Below are 21357 nucleotides of genomic sequence, written 5' to 3'. Positions count from 1 at the left end.
GTGTCGATACTATCGCGGGCAAGCCCGGCTCCCACATCCACCGCTGGTCTGCTAGGCTCCCGCCCTTCTTCGCCGCCCGTCATATGAGAACCCCCGCGTGCCCGACGCCATTTTGCGCCTCGCCCTGCCCTCGCCCCTGCGCCGCCTGTTCGATTATCGGGCCCCTGCCGGCGTATTGCGGTCGCAGTTGCAGCCCGGCATGCGCGTACGGGTACCGTTTGGCCGGCGGGAGATGATCGGCATCCTGGTGGAAGTCGCCGATCACAGCGAAGTGCCCGCCGAGAAGCTCAAGCCCGCCGTGGCCATCCTCGACAGCACGCCGCCGCTGCCGCCTGCGCTGTTCAAGCTGTGCCTGTGGACCTCGCAGTATTACCAGCACAGCCTCGGCGACACCTTGAGCTGGGCGCTGCCGGTGCTGTTGCGCCAAGGCGAACTGGCCGAGGCGCGCCAGGAGCGTTTCTGGTCGATGGTCCCGGGGGCGCGCATGGACGACCCGCGCATCGCCCGCGCCCCGCGCCAGCGTGAAGCCCTGGCAACCCTGGCCCAGCATCCCCACGGCGTCGCCCATCAGCTTTTAAGCAAGCTGATGCTGAGCAAGGACAGCCTGGACTTGCTGCTGGCCAAGGGCCTGGTGCAGGTGGAAATCCGCAAGCACGCCCCCGGCGAGCGCCACGAACACTGGCTGGCTCAGCCGGAATTGCCGCTCAACCCCGAACAACGCGCCGCCTACGAGGCAATTCGCGCCGGCTTCGACAGCTTCCACGCGTTCCTGCTGGCCGGCGTCACCGGCAGCGGCAAGACCGAAGTCTATTTGCAACTGATCCGCGAAACCCTCGAAGCCGGCAAACAGGCACTGGTGCTGATCCCCGAGATCAACCTCGGCCCGCAAACCCTGGCGCGTTTCGAGCAGCGTTTCAACGCGCGCATCGCCCTGGTGCACTCGGCGGTCAACGACCGCGAGCGCCTGGAATCCTGGCTCGCCGCCCGGGACGGCGAGGCCGACATTATTATCGGCACCCGTTCGGCGCTGTTCACCCCGATGAAAAATCCCGGGCTGATCATCATCGACGAAGAACATGACGGCTCCTATAAACAGCAGGAAGGCCTGCGCTACCACGCCCGCGACCTGGCGCTGGTGCGCGCCCGCCAGGAAAACATCCCGATTGTGCTGGGCTCGGCCACGCCGTCCCTGGAAAGCCTGCACAACGCCTACACCGGGCGCTACGGCCTGCTGCGTCTCAATGAACGTGCCGGCGGTGCCAAGCAGCCCCGCTTCCTGCGCCTGGATGTAAAAAGTCGCCCGCTGGACAGCGGCATTTCCGGGCCGATGCAGCAAGCCATCGGGCAAACCCTCGCGGCGGGCCAGCAAGTGCTGGTGTTCCTCAACCGCCGGGGTTTTGCGCCGACGCTGCTGTGCCACGACTGCGGCTGGATGTCCGAGTGCAATCGCTGCGATGCGCGAATGACCGTGCACCAGCGCTCCGGCGAGTTGCGCTGCCATCACTGCGGCCATGTGGAACGGGTGCCGCGGCACTGCCCACAGTGCGGCAAAGTCGACTTGCGACCGGTGGGCGCGGGCACCGAGCGCGCCGAAGAACGACTGGGCATCCTGTTCCCGGATTACCCGGTGCTGCGGGTCGACCGCGACAGCACCTCGCGCAAGGACGCGATGAATCAGTTGTTCGCCACGATCCAGAAGGGCCAGCCGTGCATTCTGGTGGGCACACAGATGCTTGCCAAAGGGCATCACTTCCCACGGGTGACCCTGGTGTCGATCCTGGATGCCGACGGCGGGCTGTTCTCCGGGGATTTTCGCGCCAGCGAGCGCATGGCGCAGTTGATCGTGCAGGTCGCAGGCCGGGCCGGGCGGGCCGAAGAGCCGGGCAAGGTGATCATCCAGACGCACCTGGCCGACCACCCGCTGCTGATTCAACTGACAGAACAAGGCTACTTTGCCTTCGCCGAACAGGCCTTGAGCGAGCGACGCTCGGCAGGTCTGCCACCGTTTGCGCATCTGGCGCTGCTGCGGGCCGAAGCGCACAAGCCGGGGCAGGCCGAAGGTTTCCTGGATGAAGCGTGCAGCGAGGCTGAACGTTTGCTGGGGGAACTGGGTCTGACCGGCATCGAGCTATTGGGCCCGGTGCCAGCACCGATGGAACGCCGCGCCGGGCGCTACCGCGCCCAGCTACTCTTGCAAGCCAGTGCCCGCGCGCCGCTGCATCGTTTATTAAGCAGCTGGTTACTTGCGCTGGAGCAAATGCCCAGTGGTCGCCAGGTGAGATGGTCGCTGGACGTAGACCCGGTAGATTTGTATTAACCCCCTGTGGCGAGGGAGCTTGCTCCCGCTGGGCTGCGTAGCAGCCCCAAAAAAGCCGGGAGCGCAACGCACTCCAGCGGGAGCAAGCTCCCTCGCCACAGCAAGCTCCCTCGCCACAGGTTAATCGTCCGTCAAGGTCCCGCGAAGGTTGGCAAGCCCGCCCTCGCCACGGATAATGCCCAGTTTTTCCACCTGCGCATCGCGCGCCACCGCTTGCGGTCGAAAGAGAACACCATGAAAGACACCATTCGCCAGCTGATCCAACAAGCCCTCACCCAACTCGTCAACGAAGGTGTGTTGCCTGAAGGCCTGACGCCGGCGATCCAGGTGGAAAATACCCGCGACAAGACCCACGGTGATTTCGCCAGCAACATCGCGATGATGCTGGCCAAGCCGGCCGGCCTGAAGCCGCGCGACCTGGCGGAAAAAATCATCGCCGCGCTGCCGGCCGACCCTCAGGTGACCAAGGCTGAAATCGCCGGCCCAGGCTTCATCAACTTCTTCCAGAACACCCAGGCCCTGGCCTCGCGCCTGGACGCGGCCCTGGCCGACGCGAAAATCGGCGTGCGCAAGGCCGGCCCGGCACAGCGCGTGGCCATCGACCTGTCGGCACCGAACCTGGCCAAGGAAATGCACGTGGGCCACCTGCGCTCCACCATCATTGGCGACGGCGTGGCGCGGGTCCTGGAGTTCCTCGGCGATGACGTGATCCGCCAGAACCACGTGGGCGACTGGGGTACCCAGTTCGGCATGTTGATGGCCTATCTGCAGGAAAACCCGATCACCAGCAACGAGCTGTCGGACCTGGAGAACTTCTACCGCGCCGCCAAGAAGCGTTTCGACGAATCCGAAGAATTCGCCGACCGCGCCCGTGGCCTGGTGGTCAAGCTGCAAGCCGGCGATGCCGAATGCCTGGAACTGTGGGGCCGCTTCCGCGAGATCTCGCTGTCCCACTGCCAGGAAATCTACGAGCTGCTCAACGTCAAATTGACCATGGCCGACGTGATGGGCGAAAGCGCCTACAACGACGACCTGATCAACGTGGTCAACGACCTCAAGGCCAAGGGCCTGCTGGTTGAAAGCAACGGCGCGCAGTGCGTGTTCCTCGAAGAATTCAAGACCGCCGACGGCGACCCGCTGCCGGTGATCATCGTCAAGGCCGATGGCGGCTACCTCTACGCCACCACCGACCTCGCCGCCGTGCGCTACCGCAGCGGCGTGCTGAAAGCCGACCGTGCCCTGTATTTCGTTGACCAGCGCCAGGCCCTGCACTTCCAGCAAGTGTTCGAAGTGGCGCGCCGCGCCGGTTTCGTGACCCACCCGATGCAGATGGAACACATGGGCTTCGGCACCATGAACGGCGCCGATGGCCGCCCGTTCAAGACCCGTGACGGCGGCACCGTGAAGCTGATCGACCTGCTGAACGAAGCCCAGGACCGCGCCTACAACCTGGTGAAGGAAAAGAACCCGGAGCTGGCCGAAGCCGACCTGCGCAACATCGCCCGCGTCGTGGGGATTGGCGCGGTGAAATACGCCGACCTGTCCAAGCACCGCACTAGCGACTACAGCTTCAACTTCGAATTGATGCTCAACTTCGAAGGCAACACCGCGCCGTACCTGCTGTATGCCTACACGCGGGTGGCCGGTGTGTTCCGCAAGCTGGGCAAGGACTTCAGCGAAGTCGAAGGCCAGATCAACCTTGAGGCGCCACACGAGCAGGAACTGGCCGCCAAACTGGCGCAATTCGGCGAAGTGCTGAACAGCGTCGGCGAAAAAGGCACACCGCACATCCTCTGCACCTATTTGTACGAAGTCGCCGGTTTGTTCTCCAGCTTCTACGAGAACTGCCCGATCCTGACCGCAGACGACGAAGCCCAAAAGCAGAGCCGCCTGCGCCTCGCCGCACTGGCAGGACGGACCCTCAAGCAAGGCCTGGAATTGTTGGGCCTGGAAACTCTGGAGCGTATGTAAGTTGGCTGCCAAGAAAAAACCTGCACCCAAGCGCGGCGCCAGCCGCTACCAGGCACCGGCGAAGAAGCCTATTCCGGGCTGGTTGTGGATGGCCATCGGCCTGACGGTCGGCGCGTTTGTGGTGTTCCTGATGAAGCTCGACCCGGGCAAGGGCGATGACGTCAAACGGGTCAAGCAAGAACAGCAGAAGGCCACGAAAATGGCCGAGGCGAACAAGACACCGCCTAGCCCGACTGCGCCGGTGAAGCCGAAGTACGACTTCTACACGCTGCTGCCGGAATCGGAAGTGATCGTGCCGCCGGACGCCGTGCCGGAGAAAACCCTGCCGACGCCGCAGCCGGTGCCGACTACGCCGGTTACCCCGGCGGAAGCAGCGAAGATCGACACGGCCCGGGCCCAGGCTGCGCTGGCCGGGATTACCCCGCCGCCACCGCCGCCGGTCGCCACCACCAAGGCCGCGCCCGTGACCAAGTTCTTCCTGCAGGCGGGCTCGTTCCCGAAACAGGCGGATGCGGACCGTGTGCGCGCGCAGATTATTCTGTTGGGGCAGGCGGTGACGGTGGAGTCCGGGACGGTTAAGGATGCGACCTGGTATCGCGTGCTGGTAGGGCCGTTCAGCAACCGTGAACAGCTGACCGTGGCGCAGAAGCAACTGGCCGGCGCCGGGTTTAGCAACCTGTTGTTACAACAACGCCAGAGCCGCTGATTCCGGATACACAGCAGTACCTATGTGGGAGCGGGCTTGCTCGCGAAGGCGCCAGACCAGTCAATATTTCCAGTGACTGATACACCGCATTCGCGAGCAAGCCCGCTCCCACATTTGATTTTCATCGGCCTCAGGACCGAGTCCGACACATAAACACCACTCGTCCGCCCTCCCGTCCTACAGTTGAAATCCCCCCCGCCACCCCCATATGAGTTCCATCAGGGCATTTTCGCCCCGCAGCGTGGAGACTCTCCCCTTGACCACCATCGTTTCAGTTCGCCGCCACGGCAAAGTCGTCATGGGCGGCGACGGCCAGGTTTCACTTGGCAATACCGTGATGAAAGGCAACGCGAAAAAAGTCCGTCGCCTGTACCACGGCCAGGTCCTCGCCGGTTTCGCCGGCGCCACCGCTGACGCCTTTACCCTGTTCGAGCGCTTTGAAGGCCAACTTGAGAAGCACCAGGGCCATCTGGTCCGTGCCGCCGTCGAACTCGCCAAAGAATGGCGCACCGACCGCTCCCTCAGCCGCCTGGAAGCCATGCTGGCCGTCGCCAACAAAGACGCCTCGCTGATCATCACCGGCAACGGCGACGTGGTTGAACCCGAAGAAGGCCTGATCGCCATGGGTTCCGGCGGCGGTTACGCCCAGGCCGCTGCCAGCGCCCTGCTGAAGAAAACCGACCTGTCGGCCCGGGAAATCGTCGAGACGGCCCTGGGTATCGCTGGCGACATCTGTGTCTTCACCAACCACAACCTGACCATTGAGGAGCAGGACCTCGCCGAATAAGCCGCAGGCTTATTCCCGCTTGAGGACCGCCAATTACTATGTCCATGACTCCCCGCGAAATCGTCCATGAACTCAATCGCCATATCATCGGCCAGGACGATGCCAAGCGCGCCGTTGCCATCGCCCTGCGTAACCGCTGGCGCCGGATGCAACTGCCCGAAGAATTGCGCGTTGAAGTAACCCCCAAGAACATCCTGATGATCGGCCCGACCGGTGTCGGTAAAACCGAGATCGCCCGGCGCCTGGCCAAGCTGGCCAATGCTCCGTTCATCAAGGTCGAAGCCACCAAGTTCACCGAAGTGGGCTATGTGGGCCGTGACGTCGAGTCGATCATTCGTGACCTGGCCGACGCTGCCCTGAAGCTGCTGCGCGAACAGGAAATGACCAAGGTCAGCCATCGCGCCGAAGACGCCGCTGAAGAACGCATCCTCGACGCCTTGCTGCCACCGGCACGCATGGGCTTCAACGAAGACGCCGCACCAAGCTCGGATTCCAACACCCGCCAGCTGTTCCGCAAGCGCCTGCGTGAAGGTCAGCTGGACGACAAGGAAATCGAGATCGAAGTCGCCGAAGTGTCCGGCGTCGACATCTCCGCACCGCCTGGCATGGAAGAAATGACCAGCCAGTTGCAGAACCTGTTCGCCAACATGGGCAAGGGCAAGAAGAAAAGCCGCAAGCTCAAGGTGAAGGAAGCGCTGAAACTGGTGCGTGACGAAGAGGCCGGGCGCCTGGTCAATGAGGAAGAACTCAAGGCCAAGGCCCTGGAGGCAGTCGAGCAGCACGGCATCGTGTTTATCGACGAGATCGACAAGGTGGCCAAGCGCGGCAATTCCGGCGGCGTCGACGTGTCCCGCGAAGGCGTGCAGCGCGACCTGCTGCCGCTGATCGAAGGCTGCACCGTCAACACCAAGCTGGGCATGGTCAAGACCGACCACATCCTGTTTATCGCGTCCGGTGCGTTCCACCTGAGCAAGCCAAGCGACCTGGTGCCGGAGCTGCAAGGTCGCCTGCCGATTCGCGTTGAACTGAAAGCGCTGACGCCGGGCGACTTCGAACGCATCCTCAGCGAGCCGCACGCGTCGCTGACCGAGCAATACCGCGAGCTGCTGAAAACCGAAGGCCTGGGGATTGAGTTCCTGCCGGACGGTATCAAGCGTCTGGCGGAGATTGCCTGGCAGGTCAACGAGAAGACCGAGAACATCGGTGCCCGTCGCTTGCACACCCTGCTTGAGCGCCTGCTGGAGGAAGTGTCCTTCAGTGCCGGCGACATGGCGGGCGCGCAGAATGGCGAAGCAATCAAGATCGACGCCGACTACGTCAACAGCCACCTGGGTGAATTGGCGCAGAACGAAGATCTGTCTCGTTATATCCTGTAAGCCTCACGCAGGAACCGCTCTGCTTTAATGTGGGAGCGGGCTTGCTCGCGAATGCGGTGGGTCAGTCACAATTGCATGAACTGACCCACCGCATTCGCGAGCAAGCCCGCTCCCACAGTTTAAAGCCGGTTCCTTCAGGATCATCTCTGAGCGGTTCCCCAAATGACCAAACTGCCTACCGCCATCAACCTGCACAAAGCCTCCAGGACCCTGGGCCTCACCTACGGTCCCGACGAGGTGTATCAACTGCCCGCCGAATTCCTTCGCGTGCACTCCCCCTCCGCCGAGGTCCAGGGCCACGGCAAACCGATCCTGCAATTCGGCAAGCTCAATGTCGGCTTGACCAAGATCGAACCCGCCGGCCAATACGCACTGAAATTGACCTTCGACGATGGCCATGACAGCGGATTGTTCACCTGGGACTACCTCTATCAACTTGCCGTGCGTCAGGACGCGCTGTGGGCTGACTATCTTGCCGAGCTGAAAGCCGCCGGAAAAACCCGCGACCCGAGCCAGTCGGTCGTGCGGCTGATGCTCTAGCCCAGGCCTCTTGCTCATTAGTGGGCATTTTCTAATTCCATCTGCTTGAATGCCCCTCTGTCGTGGCCAACGATTGGCCCGCTTGCGAAAAAAATTAAACTCGGGTAACCAATGGAACTGGCAAGTTCCCTGCATTTGACGATGCGGTATTAACGGTCACCCGAGCAGTAGTACCAGGCTGTGCTGTGTGGCAAGTAGTGGTACACAGCGGTACCCGGTACTCGTCTGTCGGACAATGGAGCGTCGTAGATGAGTAACAAGAACAACGATGACTTGAAACGCCAGGCCTCGGAAAACACCCTGGGGCTGAACCCGATCATCGCGTTACGGAAAAAGGATTTACTGGCATCCGCTCGGATGGTGCTGACCCAGGCCATCAAACAACCGTTGCACAGCGTCAAGCATGTCGCCCATTTCGGCGTCGAATTGAAGAACGTGGTGTTCGGCAAATCACAGCTGACACCCGAGGCCGACGACCGTCGTTTCAACGACCCGGCGTGGACTCAGAACCCGCTCTACAAACGTTACCTGCAAACCTACCTGGCGTGGCGCAAGGAGCTGCACGACTGGATCGGTGACAGCAACCTGTCGGAACACGACATCAGCCGCGGCCACTTCGTCATCAACCTGATGACCGAGGCCATGGCGCCCACCAACAGCGCAGCCAACCCGGCGGCGGTCAAACGCTTCTTTGAAACCGGCGGCAAGAGCCTGCTGGATGGCCTGTCCCACCTGGCCAAGGACATGGTGCACAACGGCGGCATGCCGAGCCAGGTCAACATGGGCGCCTTTGAAGTGGGCAAGAGCCTGGGCACCACCGAAGGCGCCGTGGTGTTTCGCAACGATGTGCTGGAGCTGATCCAATACCGGCCGATCACCGAGCAGGTGCACGAACGTCCGCTGCTGGTGGTGCCGCCGCAGATCAACAAGTTCTATGTATTCGACCTGAGCCCGGACAAGAGCCTGGCGCGCTTCTGCCTGCGCAATAACCAGCAGACGTTTATCGTCAGTTGGCGCAACCCGACCAAGGCCCAGCGCGAGTGGGGCCTGTCGACCTACATCGAGGCGCTGAAAGAAGCGGTCGATGTGGTGAGCGCGATCACCGGCAGCAAAGACATCAACATGCTCGGCGCCTGCTCCGGCGGCATCACCTGCACCGCCCTGCTGGGCCACTACGCGGCGCTGGGCGAGAAGAAGGTCAACGCCCTGACCCTGCTGGTGAGCGTGCTGGACACCACCCTGGACACCCAGGTGGCGTTGTTCGTCGACGAACAGACCCTGGAAGCAGCCAAGCGCCATTCCTACCAGGCCGGTGTGCTGGAAGGCCGCGACATGGCCAAGGTGTTTGCCTGGATGCGCCCCAATGACCTGATCTGGAACTACTGGGTCAACAACTACCTGCTGGGCAACGAGCCACCGGTGTTCGACATCCTGTTCTGGAACAACGACACCACCCGCTTGCCGGCCGCGTTCCATGGCGACCTGATCGAACTGTTCAAGAACAATCCCTTGGTGCGGGCCAATGCCCTGGAAGTGTGCGGCACGCCGATCGACCTGAAGCAGGTCACTGCCGATATTTATTCTTTGGCCGGCACCAACGACCACATCACACCGTGGCAGTCCTGCTACAAGTCGGCGCAGCTGTTTGGCGGCAAGGTGGAGTTTGTGCTGTCCAGCAGCGGGCATATCCAGAGCATTCTGAACCCGCCGGGCAATCCCAAGTCGCGTTACCAGACCAGCGATACGATGCCGGGCAAGGCCCTGGACTGGCAGGAGAACGCCACCAAGCACACCGATTCGTGGTGGTTGCATTGGCAGGCGTGGCAGGCGGAGCGGTCGGGCAAGTTGAAGAAGGCGCCTGCGAACCTGGGCAACAAGACTTATGCAGCGGCGGAAGCGGCGCCGGGCACTTATGTACATGAACGATAAAGCACACACACTTTTGTGACTGGAACGGTATCAACTGTGGGAGCGGGCTTGCTCGCGAAGGGGGTGTGTCAGTTGATGCATCTAGAGACGGATTCACCGCCTTCGCGAGCAAGTCGAATCGTCGCACCGCCGCTCCCACACTGACCGAGTTCCGACAGGGAATAGCGCGCCACTTTGCAGGGTAAGCCCATGCCGCAACCGTTCATCTTCCGTACCATCGACCTGGATGGCCAAGCTATCCGCACGGCGGTACGCCCGGGCAAGCCTCACTTGACGCCGCTGCTGATTTTCAATGGCATCGGCGCCAACCTTGAGCTGGTGTTTCCGTTCGTCCAGGCCCTGGACCCGGACCTGGAAGTGATTGCCTTTGATGTGCCAGGCGTCGGCGGCTCGTCGACCCCCAGCCGGCCTTATCGCTTTCCCGGCCTGGCCAAACTCACCGCGCGCATGCTCGACTACCTGGACTATGGCCAGGTCAACGCGGTGGGCGTTTCCTGGGGCGGCGCGCTGGCGCAGCAGTTCGCCTATGACTATCCGGAACGCTGCAAGAAGCTGATTCTGGCCGCCACCGCCGCCGGTGCCTTCATGGTGCCGGGCAAGCCGAAAGTCTTGTGGCTGATGGCCAGCCCCCGGCGTTATATCCAACCGTCCCACGTGGTGCGCATTGCACCGATGATCTACGGCGGCTCCTTCCGTCGGGATTCGAAACTGGCCGCCGAACACGCGAGCAAAGTGCGTTCGGCGGGCAAGCTGGGTTACTACTGGCAACTGTTCGCCGGGCTTGGCTGGACCAGCATCCACTGGCTGCACAAGATCAAGCAGCCGACCCTGGTGCTGGCCGGCGACGACGACCCGCTGATCCCGCTGATCAACATGCGCATGCTGGCCTGGCGCATTCCCAACGCCCAACTGCACATCATCGACGACGGCCATCTGTTCCTGATTACCCGGGCCGAGGCCGTGGCGCCGATCATCATGAAGTTTCTCCAGGAGGAACGCCTGAGGGCGGTGATTCACCCGCAACCCGCACTTTAGACGGCAGCGGTCAGGACGACCGCGCCGCGCAACTTGGCCAGAACCGACTATGGTTCTGAATTGGCGTGCTTGTTGATGGCTTGACGAAGGAGTGTTGGCGCATGCGAGAAAGACCCGTATCGAACCCGGTGCCCACACCCGCCGCGTTCATCAATATTGAAAGTGCGATCACCGGCCTGCGCGGCCGGGATTTGCTCTCGACCCTGCGCAGCGTCGCCGCACACGGCTTGCGCAATCCGGTGCACACCGCCCGCCACGCCCTGAAGTTGGGCGGGCAATTGGGCCGCGTGCTGCTCGGGGAAACGGTGCACGAGCCGAACCCGAAGGACAGCCGCTTCGCCGACCCGACCTGGCAGCTCAACCCGTTTTATCGGCGCAGCCTGCAAGCCTACCTGAGCTGGCAAAAACAGACCCGCCACTGGATCGACGACAGCAACCTCAGCGCCGACGACCGGGCGCGGGCGCACTTTGCCTTTGCCCTGCTCAACGATGCCGTGTCGCCATCCAACACCCTGCTCAACCCGCTGGCGATCAAGGAGCTGCTCAACTCCGGCGGCAACAGCGTGGTGCGTGGCGTCAGCAACCTGTTCGACGACCTGCTGCACAACAACGGCTTGCCGCGCCAGGTCACCAAGCAGGCCTTTGAAGTCGGCAAGACGGTGGCCACCACACCCGGTTCGGTGGTGTTTCGCAATGAACTGCTGGAGCTGATCCAGTACAAGCCCATGAGCGAAAAACAGTACGCCAAGCCGCTGCTGGTGGTGCCGCCGCAAATCAACAAGTACTACATTTTCGACCTGAGCCCGAACAACAGCTTCGTCCAGTTCGCTCTGAAAAATGGCCTGCAAGTGTTTATGGTCAGCTGGCGCAACCCGGATGTACGCCACCGGGAATGGGGCTTGTCCACCTACGTCGCGGCTTTGGAAGAAGCGCTGAACGTAACCCGCGCAATCACCGGCGCCCGCGAGGTCAACCTGATGGGCGCCTGCGCCGGTGGCCTGACCATCGCCGCGCTGCAAGGCCATCTGCAGGCCAAGCGCCAGCTGCGCCGTATCTCCAGCGCCAGCTACCTGGTGAGCCTGCTGGACAGCCAGATCGACAGCCCCGCCACCCTGTTCGCCGACGAACAGACGCTGGAAGCCGCCAAGCGCCGCTCTTACCAGCAAGGCGTACTCGACGGCCGGGACATGGCCAAGGTATTCGCCTGGATGCGTCCCAACGACCTGATCTGGAACTACTGGATCAACAATTACCTGCTGGGCAAGGAACCGCCGGCCTTCGACATCCTGTACTGGAACAACGACAACACCCGCCTGCCCGCCGCGCTGCATGGCGACTTGCTGGACTTCTTCAAGCACAACCCGCTGAGCCATCCCGGCGGCCTGGAGGTGTGCGGCACGCCTGTCGACTTGCAGAAGGTGACGGTGGACAGCTTCAGCGTGGGCGGCATCAACGACCACATCACGCCGTGGGACGCGGTGTACCGCTCCACCCAGCTGCTGGGCGGCGATAAGCGCTTCATTCTGTCCAACAGCGGGCATGTCCAGAGCATCCTCAACCCGCCGGGCAACCCCAAGGCCAACTACGTCGAGAACCTCAAGCTGAGCAGCGACCCGCGCGCCTGGTACTACGACGCCAATCATGTCGAGGGCAGCTGGTGGCCCAACTGGCTGGCGTGGATCCAGCAGCGCTCCGGTGTGCAGCGCGAAACACTGACCGCCCTGGGCAACCAGAATTACCCACCGATGGAAGCGGCGCCGGGCACCTATGTGCGAGTCCGCTGAGCCCCACGACGACTTTAAGAAGACTGGATGAAGACCCGCGACCGTATCCTTGAATGTGCCTTGCAGTTGTTCAACCACAAGGGCGAGCCGAACGTGTCGACCATGGAGGTGGCCAATGAAATGGGGATCAGCCCCGGCAATCTCTATTACCACTTCCATGGCAAGGAACCGTTGGTGCTCGGTCTGTTCGAGCGCTTTCAAAACGAATTGGCGCCGTTGCTCGATCCGCCGGAAGACGCACAACTGGCGGCCGAGGATTACTGGCTGTTCCTGCACCTGATCGTGGAGCGCATGGCGCACTATCGGTTTCTGTTCCAGGACCTGTCGAACCTGGCGGGCCGCTTGCCGAAACTGGCCAAGGGCATCCGCAACCTGCTGACGGCGCTCAAGCGCACGCTGGCCTCGTTGCTGGCCCGCCTCAAGACGGATGGGCAACTGGTCAGTGAAACCCAGGCGCTGGGGCAGTTGGTGGAACAGATCACCATGACCTTGCTGTTTTCCCTGGACTACCAGCGGATTCTCGACCGAGAAGGTGAGGTGCGGGTGGTGGTGTACCAGATCATGATGCTGGTGGCCCCGCATCTGCTGATGCCGGCGAGGCTGGCGACAGAGAGGTTGGCGCTGCGCTACCTGGACGACGCGGACTAAAATGTGGGAGCGGGCTTGCTCGCGAAAGCGGAGTGTCAGTCAGCACATGTGTGACTGATCCACCGCTTTCGCGAGCAAGCCCGCTCCCACATTGGATTTGTGTTGTTCTGTAGATTCCATAAAAAACGCCCGACCTTCGCAGGCCGGGCGTTTTTATGTGTCCCGTAAAAATCAGGACTGACTGGTAGGCGTCGGGCTTGCCGGCGTTGCAGTCGGGGTAGCAGCAGGCGTCGGTGGCGTGACCGAGTTGGTCGCCGGCGCTGCAGTTGCAGGCTTGGCCGCTACCGCTGGCTTCGGCGCTGCTGGCTTTTTGGCTACGGCCGGCTTCTTCGCCGCAGCCGGTTTTGCAGCTGGCTTGGCCGCTGCAGGTTTTGCAGCCGCAGGCTTGGCGGCGGGTTTGGCAGCAACCGGCTTGGCTGCAGGTTTCGCAGCGGCTGGCTTGGCAGCAGGCTTCGCTGCAGCAGGTTTGGCGGCAGCGGTTTTCACCGCTGGCTTGGCTGCTGCTTTTGCTGCCGGCTTGGCTGCAGGTTTCGCCGCAGGTTTTGCAGCTGCTTTAGCGGCCACTGGTTTAGCGGCAGGCTTGGCGGCCGGTTTAGCCGCTGCGGTTTTCGCCGCAGGCTTGGCAGCCGGTTTTGCAGCAGCTTTGGCCGGCGCCTTGGCGGCTGGCTTGGCTGCCGGTTTGGCGGCGGCCTTGACCAGCGGTTTAGCGGCGGTTTTAGCAGCAGGCTTGGCCGCTGCAGTTTTCGCCGCAGGCTTGGCAGCCGGTTTAGCCGCTGCAGTTTTAGCCGCAACTGGCGCAGCTTTAAGGCCGGTGAGTTTTTCGATTTGCCTGGTCAAGGTATCGACCTTGCTGTGCAGCGCTTTCACTTCAGTACGGCTAGGTACGCCGAGTCGCGAAATGGCACTGTTCAGGCGCTTGTCAAAAGCCCCTTCCAGTTCGCCCCACTTGTCGCTGATACGTGATTTGGCAGAACCGGCGGAAGCCTTTGCCGCATCGACTTGTTTACCCACTGTGCTCTTGGTCAACTTCTCGGCCTTCTCGCCGTCTTTAACCAAAGTCTCGAAGTATTTACCGCCGTCACTGCTCACCTTCGAGTACACGCCTAAACCGGCCAGCCAGATCTTGCGGGAGTATTTTTCAACTTCCCCGATCCACGAGCTGCCTTCTTTATCAGTAGTCTTTTTACCAGCCATCCCGTTGTCTCCTTAGTGTTTACGCGCGACACGTTCGAGCAATGCCGTCAGCTCATCGAGCTTAGCAGAGAGTGTCTCCACGTCATGTTTAGACGGAATGCCGATCCGATTCAAGGCACTTCCAACACGACTATCAAAAGCGCTTTCAACTTTATCCAGTTGCACTTCGACTCGACCTTTGACGCCGAAGACTTCGCTCTTGACTTGATCAATCTGACTGTTGGCTGCATCAAGTTGTTCAATCACAACTTTTTTGCCTTTAGTTTCAACATGTTGACCAGTCTTAACCAGCTCTTTGAAGTACTCGGCGCCCTCGCTTCCGACCTTGGCGTAAGCCCCCAAACCGGCCAGCCAGATCTTGCGGGCATAGGATTTAACGTCAGTCAGGGCGTTAGTTCCGGTAGCAATTTTTTTCTTCAAAATAACTTTGGCCATGGTGCACCTCACGCATAAAGGGGGGAGGAACTGCCCACAGAAGTTGGGGGCTTGGGCACAAAGTAGGCAGAAAAATTAGAATCGGCACCCTAAGAAGGTCGCAAATCAGGCCAGGGCTTTATCCAGTGCCTTCTCGATTTCGGACTTGATGGTGCCACTCATGGCCGACATCAACAGACCCAGCTCGACTTCAATCCGCAGGGAATCTTCCGCCACTTTCACGGTGCCTTTAACGCCCGAACGTTTGAGGTTCAGTGTGTCGCCGGCCCACGAAGACTCCAGGCCATATTGCTCCTTGAGTTTGCTCGCCAACTTGTCGGCTTTTTCTCGGGCAGCGTCTTTGCCCAGTGTGTGGGCACGTTCAACCTGTATACGGGCCATTTGAATGACTCCTCGTTATAGAGACTTGTCGACCCGCCATGCGGCAAAAGGTCTCGGTGACCACCTATCTTACCTTCAGCCTTGCCAAGACAAAGCATGCCTTGGGGATTAGAATGCCCCCATTCTCTTTTGGTGACAGCGATATGACTGATCAGCGCAAAGGCAGCGATGCCGAACCCACCACTCACTTCGGCTTCAAGAACGTCCCGGAAAGCCAGAAAGCGGAAAAAGTCGCCGAGGTGTTTCACTCGGTCGCCGCCAAGTACGACTTGATGAACGACGTGCTCTCCGGCGGCATGCACCGCCTGTGGAAGCGCTTCACCATTGAGTTGTCGGGTGTACGCACCGGCAACCGTGTGCTGGATATCGCAGGCGGCACGGGCGACCTGGCCGCCAAGTTCTCCAAGCTGGTGGGCCCCACCGGGCAGGTGGTACTGGCCGACATCAACGGCTCGATGCTCAAGGTCGGTCGTGATCGCCTGCTGGACAAAGGTGTGGCGGGCAATATCGAGTTCGTCCAGGCCGACGCTGAAAAGCTGCCGTTCCCGGACAACCACTTCGACTGCGTGACCATCGCCTTCGGCCTGCGTAACGTGACCCACAAGGAAGACGCACTGCGCTCGATGCTGCGCGTACTCAAGCCCGGCGGTCGCCTGCTGGTGCTGGAGTTCTCCAAGCCGACCAACGCACTGATGTCCAAGGTCTACGACACCTACTCGTTCGCCTTCATGCCGTTGATGGGCAAGCTGATCACCAATGACGCCGAAAGCTACCGCTACCTGGCCGAATCGATCCGCATGCACCCGAACCAGGAAACCCTGAAGTCGATGATGGTAGAGGCCGGTTTCGACCGCGTGACCTACCACAACATGACCTCGGGCATCGTCGCCCTGCACCGCGGCATCAAGCCCTGATGCTGTTCGCAGGCCTTCTCGCCAGCGTCGAACACGGCCTCAACCGTGTACTGCGCCTGGACAGCACCGCCCTGGCACGGCTGGCGCACCTGAACGGCAGGATCATCGCCGTCGACTGCACCAGCCCCGCCTTGCAGCTGTTTATCCTGCCCAGCGATGAAGGCCTGTTGCTGGCGTCCCACTGGGCCGCCGACGCCGACTGCACCCTGCGTGCTTCCGGCTCAAGCCTGCTGCGCCTGGCCCTGAGTCGGGACAAGACGGCGATCCTCCACGGCCCGGACGTGGAACTTGAAGGCGACAGCGCGGTGCTGATGGACCTGGCCGCCGTGCTGCAAGACCTGGAACTGGACTGGGAATACGAGCTGTCACGTTGGCTCGGCCCGGTGGCCACCCAACTGATCAGCGGTCATCTGCGCAGCCGTACGCGCTGGTACCAGCAGGGTTTCGCCAGCCTGAACCAGAACCTCGCCGAATACCTGAGCGAAGAATCGCGCACCCTGGTCGGACAACGGGAAGCGGAAGCGCGCTTTCGCGAACTCGACCAGGCCAAACTCGACCTGGAACGACTTGAGGCGCGCTTCGAGCGCCTGAGCCGCTCCCTTGATTCAAGCGATAACGCATGAAGCTGCTCGCCGTCCGCCGTTTGTTTCGTATCCAGCGCGTCGTAATCCGCTACCGCCTCGATGACCTGCTGTTCGCCCTGCCGCTGCCGTGGTTTCTGCTGGCGGTGCGCTATGTGCTGCCGTGGCGCTGGTTCCCGCGCAAGACCCTCGAGCTGAGCCGTGGCGCGCGCCTGCGCCTGGCGTTGCAGGACCTGGGGCCGATCTTCATCAAGTTCGGGCAGATCCTCTCCACCCGCCGCGACCTGTTGCCCGAAGACATCGCCGACGAACTGATGCTGTTGCAGGACCGCGTGCCGCCGTTCGACTCGCAACTGGCAGTCACGCTGATTGAAGAGCAGCTGGGCAAGAAGATCAGCGAAGTCTTCAGCCGCTTCGACATCGCGCCGCTGGCCTCGGCCTCGGTGGCCCAGGTGCATGCCGCGCAACTGAAAAGCGGCGAAGAAGTGGTGGTGAAGGTGATCCGCCCGGGCCTCAAGCCGATCATCGGCCAGGACCTGGCGTGGCTGTTCATCCTTGCCCGCGCCGCCGAGCGCTTTTCTGCCGATGCACGCCTGCTGCACCCGGTAGACGTGGTGCTGGACTACGAAAAAACCATCTACGACGAACTCGACCTGCTGCGCGAAGCGGCCAACGCCAGCCAGCTCAAGCGCAACTTCGAAGGCTCGCAGCTGCTGTACGTGCCGCAAGTCTATTGGGACTGGTGCCGCCCGAAAGTGCTGGTGATGGAGCGCATCTACGGCGTGCAGGTCACCGACCTGGCGACCCTGGCCGACCAGCGCACCGACATGAAGATGCTTGCCGAGCGCGGCGTGGAGATTTTCTTCACCCAGGTGTTCCGCGACAGCTTCTTCCACGCCGACATGCACCCCGGCAACATTTTCGTCAGCACCGTGAACCCGTGGAGCCCGCAGTACATTGCGATCGACTGCGGCATCGTCGGCAGCCTGACCCCGGAAGACCAGGATTACCTGGCGCGCAACCTGTTCGCTTTCTTCAAGCGTGACTACCGCCGCGTGGCGCAGTTGCACATCGATTCGGGCTGGGTGCCGGCCGAAACCAAGCTCAACGAATTCGAAGCGGCGATCCGCACTGTGTGCGAGCCGATCTTTGAAAAACCGTTAAAGGATATTTCCTTCGGTCAGGTGCTGATGCGTCTGTTCCAGACGGCGCGGCGCTTCAATATGGAAGTGCAGCCGCAGTTGGTACTGTTGCAAAAGACCCTGCTGAACATCGAAGGCCTGGGCCGTCAGCTGTACCCGGACCTCGACCTGTGGAACACCGCCCAGCCGTTCCTCGAGCGCTGGATGCGGGACCGTATCAGCCCGAAAACCCTGCTGGGCAACCTGCAAAGCCAGGTCGAGCAACTGCCGCACCTGGCCAACATGACCCGCGACCTGCTGGAGCGCATGTCCCAGCCCCACGCCAAGGACCCCGCACCGCCGTGGCACAAGCGCAAGGACGACTGGTTCCTGCGCCTGCTGGGCGCCGCGCACCTGGTGGGCGGTACGATACTGGCCGCCGGCGGGCCGTTGAATGAACTGGGCCACTGGCCGGCCGGCATCATGGTCGCGGTGGGCGTGTATCTGATCGTGCGTCGATAGCCAATCCGGTTATACACTGTCGCAAATTGCCGGAGCCGAAAATGAAAGACTGGCTGGACGAGATCAAGTGGGACAGTGACGGCCTGGTGCCGGCCATTGCCCAGGACTACAAGACCGGGCGCGTGCTGATGATGGCCTGGATGAACCGCGAGGCCCTGAGCCTGACCGCCGCCGAGAACCGCGCCATCTACTGGTCACGTTCCCGTGGCAAACTGTGGCGCAAGGGCGAAGAGTCCGGGCACGTGCAAACCCTGCATGAGATGCGCATCGACTGCGATGCCGATGTGGTGATCCTCAAGGTCGAACAGATCGGCGATATCGCCTGTCACACCGGCCGTCACAGCTGCTTCTACCGCGTGTTCGAGAACGGCGAGTGGAAGACCGTCGAGCCCGTGCTCAAAGACCCGCACGCTATCTATTCGGCAGGACACTGAACATGAGCGATACCCTCAACCGTGTGGCCCAGGTGCTGGAAGACCGCAAAGGCGCGGACGCCGACAGCTCCTACGTCGCCAGCCTGTACCACAAGGGTCTGAACAAGATCCTGGAAAAACTCGGCGAAGAATCCGTCGAGACGATTATTGCGGCCAAGGACGCGCAAATCAGCGGCGACTGCAGCGACGTGATCTACGAAACTGCCGACTTGTGGTTCCACAGTCTGGTCATGCTCGCCCAACTGGGGCAGCATCCACAGGCAGTGCTTGATGAACTGGACCGTCGCTTCGGCTTGTCCGGGCATGCCGAAAAGGCCTCGCGCCCGTCCGTCTGACCAACTTTTACAGAGGAATTGCAGCATGGGCATTTTTGACTGGAAACACTGGATCGTCATTCTTGTGGTCGTTGTGCTGGTGTTCGGCACCAAGAAGCTGAAAAACCTCGGCACCGACGTCGGTGAATCGATCAAGGGCTTTCGCAAGGCCATGAACGACGACGAAAAGCCTGCCGACCCGGCCGTCAATCCGGTGCCACCGGCGCAGCCTGTACACCCGCAGGCCACTCAGCCGATCACTGAACGTCGCACCTTCGACGTGCAGGCCGAGCACGTCAAAGAGCAGAACCAAAAAGACTCGTGAGTACTGAATAATGTTTGGTATCAGCTTCTCTGAACTGCTGCTCGTCGGCCTCGTGGCCCTGCTGGTACTGGGGCCGGAACGCCTGCCCGGTGCCGCGCGCACGGCCGGCCTGTGGATCGGGCGCCTGAAACGCAGTTTCAACGCCATCAAACAGGAAGTTGAACGGGAAATCGGCGCCGACGAGATTCGCCGGCAACTGCACAACGAACACATTCTGTCGTTGGAGCAGGAGGCACGGAAGATTCTCTCGCCGGTGCAGGAAACGCCCAAGCCGGTCGAGCCTGTGGCCGAGCATTCGATTGCTCCGCCCGCCGCACCCGCGCCTGCACCGGTCGCTGAACCCGTGCACGCCGTCGAGCCTGCGCCCACTGCGCCCGTGACCCCGACCGAACCCGCGCCGACACCTGCCGTGTCGCCCGCGCCCCACGACCCTACATTGCCGCCGCGAGCCCCATGAGCGCTGATAAACCGGAAACCGACCAGCACATGCCACTGGTCTCGCACCTCACCGAGTTGCGCACCCGCCTGCTGCGCTGTGTCGCGGCGATCTTCATCATCTTTGCCGGGCTGTTTGCCTTCACCCAGCAGATCTACACCTTCGTCTCCACGCCGCTGCGCGACTACTTGCCGGCTGGCGCGACGATGATCGCCACCGACGTGTCGTCACCGTTCCTCACGCCGTTGAAGCTGACGATGATGGTTTCGCTGTTCCTGGCGATCCCGGTGATCCTGCATCAGATCTGGGGCTTTATCGCGCCGGGCCTGTACAAGCATGAAAAACGCATCGCCGTGCCGCTGCTGGTGTCGAGCATCCTGCTGTTCTATACCGGGATGGCTTTTGCCTACTTCCTGGTGTTCCCGCTGATCTTCAAGTTCTTCGCCGCCGCCACCCCGGCCGGTGTGGAAATGATGACCGACATCACCAGCTACCTCGACTTCGTGATGACGCTGTTCTTCGCCTTCGGCGTGGCCTTCGAAATCCCGGTGGCCGTGGTGCTGCTGGTGTGGATCGGCGTGGTCGACGTCAAATACCTGAAGAAGATCCGCCCGTACGTGATCATCGGCTGCTTCGTGGTCGGCATGATCCTGACCCCGCCGGACATCTTCTCCCAGACCCTGCTGGCCGTACCCATGTGGATGCTGTTCGAGATTGGCATCCTGTTTGGCAGCCTGGTGAGCAAGCGTGGCGATCACCCCGATGACCAACCCGCCGACGATGACCAGCCGCCAGCGACCCAGCCGTGAACCTGCTGCTGCTTGAGGAGGCCGACTTTATCGCGGCCGACCGGGTGGTGCTGCGTGATCGGCGCCTGGTGCATATGCAGGAAGTCCACCGTGCCGCCGTAGGCGACAGCCTGCGGGTCGGACGGATTGGCGGTTTGATGGGCAACGCGCAGTTGCTGCGCCTGGAAGCCCGGGAAGCCGAGCTGGAAGTGACCTTCGACCAGCCGCCGCCGGCCAAACTGCCCCTGACCCTGCTGCTGGCCCTGCCCCGCCCGAAAATGCTCCGCCGGGTGCTGCAAACCGTGGCGTCCATGGGCGTGCCGCGAGTGGTGCTGGTGAACAGCTATCGCGTGGAAAAGAGCTTCTGGCAGACGCCGTTCCTGGAGCCGGAAGCGATTCGCGAGCAATTGATCCTCGGCCTGGAACAGGCCCGGGACACGGTGCTGCCCGAGATCGTGATCGAAAAGCGCTTCAAGCCATTCGTCGAAGACCGCCTGCCCGCCATGGCGCAAGGCACCCTCGGCCTGATTGGTCACCCCGGCGACTATCCGCCCTGCCCTCGCGGGCTGGATGAGCCGGTCACCCTGGCCATCGGGCCGGAAGGCGGCTGGATTCCCTACGAGGTGGACCTGCTGGCCAAGGCCGGGTTGCAGCCGGTGCAACTCGGCGCGCGCATCCTGAGAGTCGAAACCGCCGTCACCGCGCTGCTCGCCCGCCTTTTCTAACACCGCCCTCTCCTGTAGGAGCGAGCTTGCTCGCGAAAAACTCAAGGACACCGCGCTCACTCAGAATGCCCGCGTTATCGTTGACGACCTTCGC

22 protein-coding genes are annotated in these 21357 nt (G+C 61.9%); 19 read left to right on the top strand and 3 right to left on the bottom strand.

From position 1 onward, the window contains the following. Positions 1–97 precede the first annotated feature (97 nt). The 10 genes from HX814_RS14035 (at position 98) to HX814_RS13990 (ending at position 13093) form a co-directional block, all read left to right on the top strand. The gene (locus tag HX814_RS14035; RefSeq protein WP_008439257.1) at positions 98–2317 is read left to right on the top strand and encodes a primosomal protein N'; all 2220 of its coding nucleotides are present in this window, start codon (positions 98–100) and stop codon (positions 2315–2317) included. 234 nt (positions 2318–2551) lie between these two features. Then, positions 2552–4288 carry an arginine--tRNA ligase gene (argS, locus tag HX814_RS14030; protein WP_003209327.1) on the top strand — a complete coding sequence of 579 codons (1737 nt, stop codon included), beginning with the start codon at positions 2552–2554 and terminating at the stop codon, positions 4286–4288. Position 4289: 1 nt separating this feature from the next. Then, the gene (locus HX814_RS14025) at positions 4290–4994 is read left to right on the top strand and encodes an SPOR domain-containing protein (protein WP_003209324.1); all 705 of its coding nucleotides are present in this window, start codon (positions 4290–4292) and stop codon (positions 4992–4994) included. Positions 4995–5250: 256 nt separating this feature from the next. Beyond that, on the top strand, positions 5251–5781 hold the full coding sequence (gene hslV, locus HX814_RS14020; protein WP_003209323.1) for an ATP-dependent protease subunit HslV: 531 nt from the start codon (positions 5251–5253) through the stop codon (positions 5779–5781). Positions 5782–5819: 38 nt separating this feature from the next. Continuing rightward, positions 5820–7157, top strand: a complete 1338-nt coding sequence (hslU, locus tag HX814_RS14015; RefSeq protein ID WP_008439258.1) for an ATP-dependent protease ATPase subunit HslU — start codon at positions 5820–5822, stop codon at positions 7155–7157. 162 nt (positions 7158–7319) lie between these two features. After that, entirely contained in the window at positions 7320–7697 is a 378-nt protein-coding gene (locus tag HX814_RS14010) for a gamma-butyrobetaine hydroxylase-like domain-containing protein (RefSeq protein WP_003209319.1), read from the top strand. 249 nt (positions 7698–7946) lie between these two features. Further along, positions 7947–9626: a class II poly(R)-hydroxyalkanoic acid synthase gene (gene phaC / locus HX814_RS14005; RefSeq protein ID WP_003209318.1), complete on the top strand. Its 1680-nt coding sequence runs from the start codon at positions 7947–7949 to the stop codon at positions 9624–9626. Positions 9627–9815: 189 nt separating this feature from the next. Next, the gene (gene phaZ / locus HX814_RS14000; protein ID WP_003209316.1) at positions 9816–10661 is read left to right on the top strand and encodes a poly(3-hydroxyalkanoate) depolymerase; all 846 of its coding nucleotides are present in this window, start codon (positions 9816–9818) and stop codon (positions 10659–10661) included. A gap of 101 nt (positions 10662–10762) precedes the next feature. Further along, positions 10763–12445 (top strand): class II poly(R)-hydroxyalkanoic acid synthase, encoded by a 1683-nt coding sequence (gene phaC, locus HX814_RS13995; protein ID WP_003209314.1) that lies wholly within the window; start codon positions 10763–10765, stop codon positions 12443–12445. 27 nt (positions 12446–12472) lie between these two features. Beyond that, positions 12473–13093: a TetR/AcrR family transcriptional regulator gene (locus HX814_RS13990; protein ID WP_003209312.1), complete on the top strand. Its 621-nt coding sequence runs from the start codon at positions 12473–12475 to the stop codon at positions 13091–13093. Positions 13094–13264: 171 nt separating this feature from the next. Here HX814_RS13990 and HX814_RS13985 read toward each other — a convergent pair whose 3' ends face one another. From HX814_RS13985 to HX814_RS13975, 3 genes are all read right to left on the bottom strand, one after another. Beyond that, on the bottom strand, positions 13265–14287 hold the full coding sequence (locus HX814_RS13985) for a phasin family protein (RefSeq protein WP_177008289.1): 1023 nt from the start codon (positions 14285–14287) through the stop codon (positions 13265–13267). Between the two features lie 12 nt (positions 14288–14299). Continuing rightward, positions 14300–14722: a phasin family protein gene (locus tag HX814_RS13980; protein WP_134325603.1), complete on the bottom strand. Its 423-nt coding sequence runs from the start codon at positions 14720–14722 to the stop codon at positions 14300–14302. A gap of 105 nt (positions 14723–14827) precedes the next feature. After that, positions 14828–15103: a polyhydroxyalkanoic acid system family protein gene (locus tag HX814_RS13975; RefSeq protein WP_008439272.1), complete on the bottom strand. Its 276-nt coding sequence runs from the start codon at positions 15101–15103 to the stop codon at positions 14828–14830. 143 nt (positions 15104–15246) lie between these two features. Here HX814_RS13975 and ubiE point away from each other — a divergent pair, with 143 nt between their 5' ends. The 9 genes from ubiE to HX814_RS13930 are packed head-to-tail and all read left to right on the top strand — an operon-like array spanning position 15247 to position 21263. Further along, positions 15247–16017 carry a bifunctional demethylmenaquinone methyltransferase/2-methoxy-6-polyprenyl-1,4-benzoquinol methylase UbiE gene (ubiE, locus tag HX814_RS13970; RefSeq protein ID WP_003209306.1) on the top strand — a complete coding sequence of 257 codons (771 nt, stop codon included), beginning with the start codon at positions 15247–15249 and terminating at the stop codon, positions 16015–16017. After that, positions 16017–16640: an SCP2 domain-containing protein gene (locus tag HX814_RS13965; RefSeq protein ID WP_003209304.1), complete on the top strand. Its 624-nt coding sequence runs from the start codon at positions 16017–16019 to the stop codon at positions 16638–16640. Before ubiE ends, HX814_RS13965 begins: the two co-directional genes overlap by 1 nt. Continuing rightward, on the top strand, positions 16637–18241 hold the full coding sequence (ubiB, locus tag HX814_RS13960; RefSeq protein WP_003209302.1) for a ubiquinone biosynthesis regulatory protein kinase UbiB: 1605 nt from the start codon (positions 16637–16639) through the stop codon (positions 18239–18241). Before HX814_RS13965 ends, ubiB begins: the two co-directional genes overlap by 4 nt. Positions 18242–18282: 41 nt before the next feature. Next, positions 18283–18675 (top strand): phosphoribosyl-AMP cyclohydrolase, encoded by a 393-nt coding sequence (hisI, locus tag HX814_RS13955; RefSeq protein ID WP_010169173.1) that lies wholly within the window; start codon positions 18283–18285, stop codon positions 18673–18675. A 2-nt stretch (positions 18676–18677) separates the two neighbouring features. Then, positions 18678–19010: a phosphoribosyl-ATP diphosphatase gene (locus tag HX814_RS13950; protein WP_008439273.1), complete on the top strand. Its 333-nt coding sequence runs from the start codon at positions 18678–18680 to the stop codon at positions 19008–19010. Positions 19011–19035: 25 nt separating this feature from the next. After that, positions 19036–19314 (top strand): twin-arginine translocase TatA/TatE family subunit, encoded by a 279-nt coding sequence (locus tag HX814_RS13945; protein ID WP_003209298.1) that lies wholly within the window; start codon positions 19036–19038, stop codon positions 19312–19314. A 10-nt stretch (positions 19315–19324) separates the two neighbouring features. Beyond that, entirely contained in the window at positions 19325–19771 is a 447-nt protein-coding gene (gene tatB, locus HX814_RS13940; protein ID WP_003209296.1) for a Sec-independent protein translocase protein TatB, read from the top strand. Further along, the gene (tatC, locus tag HX814_RS13935; protein ID WP_026078063.1) at positions 19768–20559 is read left to right on the top strand and encodes a twin-arginine translocase subunit TatC; all 792 of its coding nucleotides are present in this window, start codon (positions 19768–19770) and stop codon (positions 20557–20559) included. Before tatB ends, tatC begins: the two co-directional genes overlap by 4 nt. Next, positions 20556–21263 carry a 16S rRNA (uracil(1498)-N(3))-methyltransferase gene (locus HX814_RS13930; RefSeq protein ID WP_003209293.1) on the top strand — a complete coding sequence of 236 codons (708 nt, stop codon included), beginning with the start codon at positions 20556–20558 and terminating at the stop codon, positions 21261–21263. The genes tatC and HX814_RS13930 overlap by 4 nt, the downstream gene beginning before the upstream one ends. The last annotated feature ends 94 nt before the right edge of the window (positions 21264–21357 follow it).

Source organism: Pseudomonas sp. C8002 (genome assembly GCF_013385765.1).
Taxonomy (GTDB): Bacteria; Pseudomonadota; Gammaproteobacteria; order Pseudomonadales; family Pseudomonadaceae; genus Aquipseudomonas.
The sequence above is the reverse complement of the archived record's forward strand: the minus strand, read 5'-3'. Positions and strand labels throughout refer to the sequence as shown.